The organism is Aquirufa nivalisilvae, from assembly GCF_004307455.1.
GTDB classification, from domain to species: Bacteria; Bacteroidota; Bacteroidia; order Cytophagales; family Spirosomataceae; genus Aquirufa; species Aquirufa nivalisilvae.
On sequence record NZ_SEWX01000007.1, the window covers coordinates 10346 to 19636 of the forward strand.

The 9291-nt window shown below is 41.3% G+C and carries 1 protein-coding gene; it reads right to left on the reverse strand.

What is annotated here, in order from left to right; genetic code table 11:
- The coding region (locus EWU22_RS11100) for a beta strand repeat-containing protein (protein WP_161566850.1) at positions 1-9291 on the reverse strand (9291 nt) is incomplete at both ends.

A 9291-nucleotide genomic window follows, 5' to 3' on the forward strand; every position in this document is an offset into this window, starting at 1 on the left:
CTGTTACTACTAATTTCGTAGCAGTTCCTGGACTTACAGTAATGCTTGAGCTAGTGGCTGCTGTTCCGCTCGCTGGGGTAAAGGTAAAGGTACCTGAACCAGATGTGCCAGTAAACTTCAAGCCTAAGCTTGTTAAGTTCGCTACTCCACTACTAAAGTCGCCAGCTTGATTCAATACATGGTTAACTCCACTTCCTAAACCACTGATCGTGCCTGTCAACGTACTGCTTACAGTCACATTGTTTCCTGAGGCATTAAAGCTGGTAACTGTATTGCCATAAGCATCTTGCGCCGTTAAGGTATTCGTTCCTGTAAAGGCTGCACCATTCACTTGTGGGCTCGCCAAGCTTACAGCTAATTTGCTGAAGCTTGATGGAGAAACTACTACAGATAAACGATCCGCTCCTACCGTTGAGATAGTTCCATCGGTAGCTACTACAGTAGCCGTTTCTGCTTTATATAGGGACATGGATGCCGTTGCTACACCGTTAGTGAAAGTTAGGCTTGTTCCTGTTCCAAAATCAGTTCCCCCTACTGCAGGTGCTGTGCTTGGACTTGATGAGCTATTGGCTCCTGAAAAAGTTATACTATGTGAACCTGTGTAGGTTGTTGCCATATTTCCACTGGCATCTTTCGCTGTTAATGTGACTGTTTGGCTACCTCCTGCTGTTTGAGTACCAGTTCCTGTTAGTACTAATTTCGTAGCTGCACCTGAGTTAATGGTAACAGACGAACTTGTCACTGCAGTACCAGTGGCAGGCGTAAAGGTAAATGTACCTGTACCAACTGCACCCGTATACTTTAACCAACCTGAGATATCAGCTATTCCATTTACAAAACGTTCAGGTGCTAATATCACATCCCCACCAACAAAACCTGAAATCACTCCTGATAAGGAAGTTGTAACTGTAATATTATTTAATGCAGCATTGAAGGTTGTAACTGAATTGCCATAGGCATCTTGAGCTGTCAACGTATTCGTGCCTGTAAAGCTAGTGCCACTTATTTGAGGGCTTGTTAAACTTACTGTCAATTTGGAGAAACTACTTGCTCCAACTGTCACCGATAAACGATCACCTCCTGAAGTTGTAATAGCCCCCTGCGTTGCAACAATTGTAGCTGCCTCTGCTTTATATAAAGTCATGGAAGCCGTTGCAACCCCATTCGTAAATGTTAAACTTGTTCCTGTTCCAAAATTGGTACTTGCAACTGTTGGAGCAGTTGCAGGACTAGCTGAACTTGCTGCACCCGAGAATACAATGGATTTGCTTCCTGTGTATCCAGTAGCCGTATTTCCAGAGACATCTTTAGCTGTAATGGTAATTGTTTGCGCATTTCCAGCTGTTTGAGTTGAATTACCCGTTACGACAAACTTCGTTGCATCCCCTGGTAAAATATCTCCAGAATCAGTCCCTGTAGAACCAGAAGCCGAGGTAAAGACTAAAGCTCCCGTTCCTGAGTTACCTGTTAATGTTAATTTACTAGTCAAATTAGAAACACCATTCACGAAATCGGAGGCAGAGTTTAATTTATCTCCACCTGACAGTCCTGAAATAACTACTCCTTCCGCAGGAACACCCGTTACCGTGATAATATCTTGAGAAGCATCAAAACTAGTAACCGTATTTCCATAGGCATCTTGTGCTGTAATTGTATTAACCCCTGTCCATGCTACTGCATTAATTTGAGGAGAAGTTAAATTAACTGCAAACTTGCTTAATGTACTTGGACTTACTGAAACTGAAAGACGATCAGCACCTGTAGATGAGATAGTTCCGTCTGTAGCAGAAACTGTGGCAGACTCTGCTTTATATAATTTCATGGAAGCCGTAGCTACTCCATTCGTAAATGTTAAGCTTGTTCCTGTTCCAAAATTAGTACTAGCCACGGTTGGTGCAGTACTTGGACTCAGAGAGCTGGCTGCTCCTGAGAAAGTAATGGTATGAGAACCAGTATATGCTGTAGCCGTGTTACCATTTGCATCTTTCGCAGTAAGCGTAATTGTTTGTGTACCTCCAGCGGTTTGGGTACCGGTTCCTGTCACTACTAATTTAGTAGCAGTTCCTGGAGCAAAGGTAATGGTTGATTGAGTTTGTGAACCTCCACCGCTTTTCACTACTGTTCCACCTATCGTGGCAACAAATACACCTGAGCCTGAGCTGGTTGGTGAAGTTACTGTAGCTGTATAGGTACCGTCTCCAACATTATTAACTGCACTTATCGTTCCTAAACCTGATAATTTAGTAATCGTTACGGTTGCCCCTCCAACTCCAATATTATTTCCATTAGCATCCTTCGCTGTAACAGTTAATACTTGGGTTGTCAATCCATCCGCTGTAATAGTTGAGGTAGTAGGTGTTAATGTAGTTATAGCAGCATCAATTGCTCCTGGTACATAATTAACTGTTGCTTCTGTTTGAACACCAGAACCACTTTTCACTGCTGCCCCACCGATTGTTGCTACAAATACACCAGAACCAGAAGCACTAGCTGCCGTTACAGTTGCTGTATAATTTCCATTTCCAGCATCACTAACCGCACTGATGGTACCTGTTCCTGAAAGCTTTGTAATCGTTACTGTGGCACCACCAGAACTTAGGTTATTACCAAATTCATCTTTGGCTCTGACTGTTAATAATTGTGTACTTGCTCCATCTGCTGTGATGCTAGAAGAAGTAGGTAATAAGGTTGAAATAGCGGCATCGACACTCGCTGGATTCACCGTAATATTATCAGAAGCATCCAATATTCCTGTAGCGCCATTGGCACTTGGAGTAGCCTCAGATACACTTACAGTATAATTACCTGAAAGTGTATGGCTAAACCAGAAATTAGCTACAGAGTCTCCATCAGCAATATTCACGGATGTAATCACACTACCGTTATTAGATGTACTGTAGAATGCTCCGCCTGTACTATATAAATACACGGTCTGAGCACCAACTGTGTTGGATAAATTAGCGATATCACGACGAGAGACTGTATAAGCTGCTCTAGTACCTGCTGCAATATCAGAAGGTGCATTCAATACAAACTTATTGGTACCTGCAGATTCTCCCGCATAAAAATCACCTAAAGAAGTAAATCCTGAACTTTGAACCGATGTACCAGTTCTTGTTCCTGCATTGCCTATTGACCATACAACTCCTAATTTTTTTCTAACAATGAGGCTAGCTGTATTAGCACTACCTTGAATATCTCCACCAACATAATTCAAAGTGGCATCCATCGAACTATAAGTTCCTGATGTATTATCTAAGTCATTAATAGTCCAATAACGGTTGATGTATTTGGACTGACTAATACCAGATGCCACAGCAGGAGCTGATCCTGAAACTGTTGTTGAAGTAGTAATTGTTAAACTACCTGATCTTCCAGCAAAAGATAAATCCACTGGTGCATAATTTCCAGAATCACCAATTGGGAAATTTACTGTACTTGAGTTTTGAGGAATACCTCTTGCCAATTTACCTTGAACATATTTGGAACTTCCAGCACCCGAAATACTTGCTCCACTACTTAATGTCAAGATATTTCCTCCATTGGTCACTACTTTTCCATTTTGGAATGCCAAAGTACCATTGATTAATACATCGGAATCTAAAGCAATACCTGATGAAGTATTTACTGTTAAATTACCCAATTGACGAGAGCCTGCTTTGAAGCTAAATGTTGGTGTTCCTGAGGTCGTATTGACTACCAAATTGGAACTTGAACTACCTAATAAATTTCCAGTAATGGTCGACATAGACCCATTAAGAGTCAAGGTATTAGCACCTATTGCCAAATCTCCACTAGCTAAATTAAAGTTTTGAGATACACTGATATTTCCATGCAATGTTTGGGTAACACTTTGAGATGCATTATTCCATTCCACATTCATGAAGTTCTGATCCAAACCAGAAGTTAATGCGGTAGATGTGATACCATTAACTTTAACTAAAGCATTTGTTCCAGCACCAGAATTAGAAGTCCATTGTCCAATCGGAATAAATCCTCCATTTCTAGCATGTTCGTAAGTTCCACCATGGAAAACGATAAAATCAGTTGGCATTGTATTAACAAATGTACCGCCTGAATTTTTGAATGTACCATGCGTATGAACATCATAATCAGCATATTGATCAACAGCATGCTTCAAGGTCAACGTACCACCTGTTGTTAAATCAAATACTCCATCAATGATTAAACTATATAATTCAATACTCGTGTTTAAGGTAGTAGTAATTCCTGAAGGAATTTTAACAATATCATATTCACCTTGTGAAGTTTGTGTTGGTGCTGAACTTGCTCCAAACGAATTTCCACCATCGGTAGATACTTGCCATCCGACAGATGTCCAGTTTCCGCTAGAAGTTGGTTGGTAAATAGCTCCTTCTGTAATTGTAAATGATCCTGTTGAACTAGCTGTCAGACTCATCCCTGAAATAGCAGTAGTCGTTACAATCGCATTGTTATTATATGTATACAATGGTGTATTTCTAGTCGACTCGGTAAAACGTAAATAATCAATTAAGTAGGAACTGCTTCCTGCGTTAATTGTCACAGTTACAGGATTAGACAACAATACTCCACCTGAAGTAGTACGAACCAACTTATCTGTTTTATCTACTCCACCGATAGTCAAGCCTAATTGTAAGGTTGTATTAGTGCTCACATTTACTTGGTTACCATAAGGATCCTGTACCAAAGCATTCAAGGTAGCATTATTAGAACCCATGGTTGGATAAGCAGGTGATAATGCAGTTGCTACCAATTTAGAGGCTGTTGCACCGCTTACAGAAACGCTCAATTTATCTTGATTAGCAGAAGAACTTACTGTTCCATCTGTTACAGAAACGAGTGCCGATTCTGCTTTATACAAAATCATTGAAGCTGTTCCTACCCCATTGGTGAACGTCACAACAGTATTGCTACCAAAATTTATGGCAGTTGAATTTTTGTTAGTCGCCGTAGGTGCTGTCGCTGGGCTAGGGGAACTAGTTGCACCAGAGAAAGTCAATGTTTTATCTCCGGTATAACCTGTTACCGTATTTCCATCCGCATCTTTGGCTGTAATAGTAATAGTTTGTGCAGCTCCAGCAGTTTGAGATCCCGATCCAGTAATGACTAATTTACTAACTGCACCTGCAGAAATAGTAACATTGGAACTCGTTACCGCTGTACCAGATGCCGGAGTAAAAGTGAAAGTTCCTGTTCCTGCATTCCCTGTAAAGGTTAAGCCAGCAATGGATGATACACCATTGGTGAAATCACTCACATTATTTAATTTATTCGTTCCAGTTAAGCCTGAAATAGTACCTGTTAATGAAGTAGTTACTGTGATGTTGTTTGTTGCAGCATTGAACCCTGTAGCTACGTTACCCCAAGTATCGTATGCTGTTAACGTATTAGTACCTGTAAAGGATTGACCACTCGTTTGCGGGGTAGCTAAGCTTACTGTAAACTTAGTTCCTGTACTAGGACTAACTACAACAGACAATCGATCTCCACCTGTAGAAGCCGATATACCTGAAGCAGAAGCTGTAATGAATGGAGATTCTACCTTATACAAGATCATACTTCCTGTGGCTACTCCAGAAGTAAAGGTCATCGTAGTAGCTGTTGCAAAATCAACAGCAGCAGCTGTTTTATCAGTCACAGTTGGAGCTGTTACCGGATTAGTAGATGAAGCTGCTCCTCCAAAAGTTATATTATGGTCTCCTGTATAAGTTGTTACCGTATTTCCCTGAGCATCCTTAGCCGTTACCGTGATAGTCTGTGTACCTCCTGCCGTTTGAGTACCTGTTCCTGTCACGACCAATCGAGTGGCGTTACCTGAACCCATCGTTACATTACCACTGGTAACAGGTGTACCTGAAGCTGGAGTAAAGGTAAATGTGCCTGTTCCAGCAGTACCTGTAAAGGTTAATTTACTAGTCAAATTGGCAACTCCTGAACTAAAATCAAGAGCATTATTCAATACATTTGAACCATTTAATCCTGAAATCGTACCCGTTAATGAAGAAGTTACAGTAATTACATTCGCTGAGGCATCAAAGGTTGTGGCTACGTTGCCATAAGCATCATAAGCTGTTAATGTATTAGTACCTGTAAAGGCTGTGCCTGAGTTTTGAGGACTTGCTAAGCTTACAGTAAACTTAGTAGCTACTCCATGACTAACTACCACTGTCAAACGATCACTTCCAGTAGAAGCATTGATTCCAGATGCACTAGCTGCAATGTTCGCTGTTTCAACTTTATACAATTTCAAATCGGCCGTAGCAACACCATTGCTAAATGCAATATTCGTAGTCGTTCCAAAATCAATGGATGTACTTCCATTATCTGTGGCATTAGGTGCCGTCGCTGGATTAGGTGAAGCATTCGCTCCAGAGAAGGTCAATGCTTTAGTTCCAGTATATGTAGTTGCTGTATTACCATTGGCATCTTTCGCCGTGATAGTCATTGTTTGAGTGGCTCCAGCTACTTGAGTTCCTGTACCAGTAATAACAAATTTAGTTGCTGCACCTGAACCAATCGTAACGTTTGAGCTCGTTACTCCTGTACCCGTATTTGGAGAGAAGGTAAATGTCCCAGTACCAACAGTTCCAGAGAAAGTCAAACTTGAACTTAAATTAGCAACTCCAGCAGTGAAATCACCTGCACTACTTAAAATATTAGTTCCTGAAAGACCTGTTATGGCTCCAGTTAAAGAAGTAGTAACTGTTACAGGGTTTGTTGATGCATTGTATAATGAAGTATTTCCATAAGCATCCTGTGCCGTCAATGTATTTGTTCCTGTAAAGGCAACTCCATTGGTTTGTGGGCTGGTTAAACTAACCACTAACTTACTGAATGGTGCAGCAGCAACTAATACACTTAATCGATCTGAACCAGAAGTAGTAATGGAACTTTGTGTAGCAACCACATTGGCTGTTTCAGCTTTATACAATACCATACTAGCTGTTGCCACACCATTACTAAATGAAATATTGGTTGCCGAACCAAAATTAGTTCCAGCCACGGTTGGAACAGTCACTGGATTAGAAGAGCTCGTTGCTCCAGTAAATGTCAAAGATTTAGTTCCTGTATAAGCTGTAGCTGTATTACCACTCGCATCTTTGGCAGTGATGGTAATGGTTTGAGCTCCTCCAGCTGTTTCTGTACTGCTACCTGTTATGACAAATTTAGTAGCTGTACCAGGATTGATTGAACCATTAAATGAACCTGTTGCTCCACCAGTAGTAGAAGTAAAGGTAATAGTACCAGATCCTGATGTACCCGTATAAATTAATTTACTGGTTAAATCGGCAACACCATTCACAAAATCCGTATTACTCGTCAATTTATCTACTCCAGATAAGCCTGTAATTGCTCCGCCCAAACTAGTGGTCGCACTTACATTATTAGTAGAAGCATCAAAATTTAAAATAGCATTTCCATAAGCATCTTCTGCCGTTATGGTATTCGTTCCTGTAAAGGCTACTCCACTAGTCTGTGGAGTGGTCATTGCAAGATCAAATTTATTTAAGGTTCCATAATTAACTGTTACTGCCAATCTATCAGCACCAGAAGAAGCAATACTTCCATCATTAGCCACAATATTAACTACTGCTGCTTCATATAAAATCATAGATGCTGTAGCAACTCCGTTGGTAAATGTCACATTGGTACTTGTCCCGAAATCAATTCCGCCTACAGTTGGTGCTGTTTGTGGATTATGGGAAACATTTGCGCCAGAGAATGTCAATGCTTTGACTCCTGCGTAAGTGGTTACCGTATTTCCTTGGGCATCTTTCGCAGTTAAAGTAATCGTTTGACTAGTTCCTGCTGTAATAGTACTTGTTCCAGTAATCACCAAACGCGTGGCAGCACCAGCGTCAATAGTCACATTGCCACTTGTTCCTGTAGCTCCACCCGTAGCAGAGGCAAAACTAAATGTACCAGTACCTACATTACCCGTAAATTTCAAGCCTAAGCTGGTCAAGTTCGCTACACCACTCACAAAATCACCAGCTTGGTTCAATACATTGTTAACTCCACTTCCTAAGCCACTAATCGTTCCTGTCAACGTACTTGTTACCGTTACATTATTTGTATTGGCTGCAAAAGTTGTTACCGTATTTCCATAAGCATCTTGGGCCGTCAAGGTATTCGTTCCTGTAAAGGCTACCCCATTACTTTGTGGACTAGCTAAACTAGCTACAAACTTATTCAAGGTAGCAGGAGAAACCACAACACTTAAACGATCTGAACCTGATGTAGTTACTCCTCCTTGGGTTGCTACTAATAAGGCTGTTTCTGATTTATATAATTTCACTGAAGTAGTTCCTACTCCATTACTGAAAGTAACTACTGTAGCTGTACCAAAGTTAATATCTGCACTTACTTTATCACTTGCTGTTGCTGCCGTGCTTGGGTTTGTTGAACTATTCGCTCCTGAGAATACAATCGACTTATCACCTGTATATCCTGTCGCTGTATTGCCACTCGCATCTTTCGCTGTTAGAGTTACAGTCTGACTTCCTCCTGCTGTTTGAGTTCCAGTGCCGGTTACGATAAACTTCGTTGCCGCTCCTGGACTTACTGTAATGCTTGAGCTAGTAGCTGCTGTTCCAGATGCTGGGGTAAAAGTAAATGTTCCTGCTCCTGAAGTTCCTGTGAATTTCAAACCTAAGCTCGTTAAGTTCGCTACACCACTCGTGAAGTCTGCTCCATTAGTTAATATGTCCGTTCCAGATAATCCTGAGATTGCTCCTGTTAATGTAGTTGTTACTGTAATGTTATTTCCTGATGCATTGAAACTAGTTACTGTATTACCATAAGCATCTTGTGCTGTCAAGGTATTCGTGCCTGTAAAGGCTGTGCCATTGATCTGTGGACTCGTTAAGCTTACCACCAATTTACTGAAGCTCGATTCTGAGGCGGTTACTGATAAACGATCTGATCCAGCTGCAACAATCGTTCCATCGGTAGCTGCTATGGTCGCTAGCTCTGATTTGTACAAGATCATTGATGCTGTCGCTACTCCATTCGTGAAGCTTAAACTAGTTGCTGTACCAAAATCTGTACCGCCAATCGTTGGTACTGTCACTGGACTACTTGAACTATTCGCTCCTGAGAAGGTAATATTATGTGAGCCTGTATACCCTGTTGCCGTATTTCCTTGAGCATCTTTCGCTGTTACGGTAATCGTTTGAGGACTGCCTGCTGTTTGAGTGCCCGTTCCGGTTACTACTAATTTCGTCGCCGTTCCTGCACTGATCGATACTGATCCACTTGTCGCTGCCGTTCCAGTTGATGGAGTAA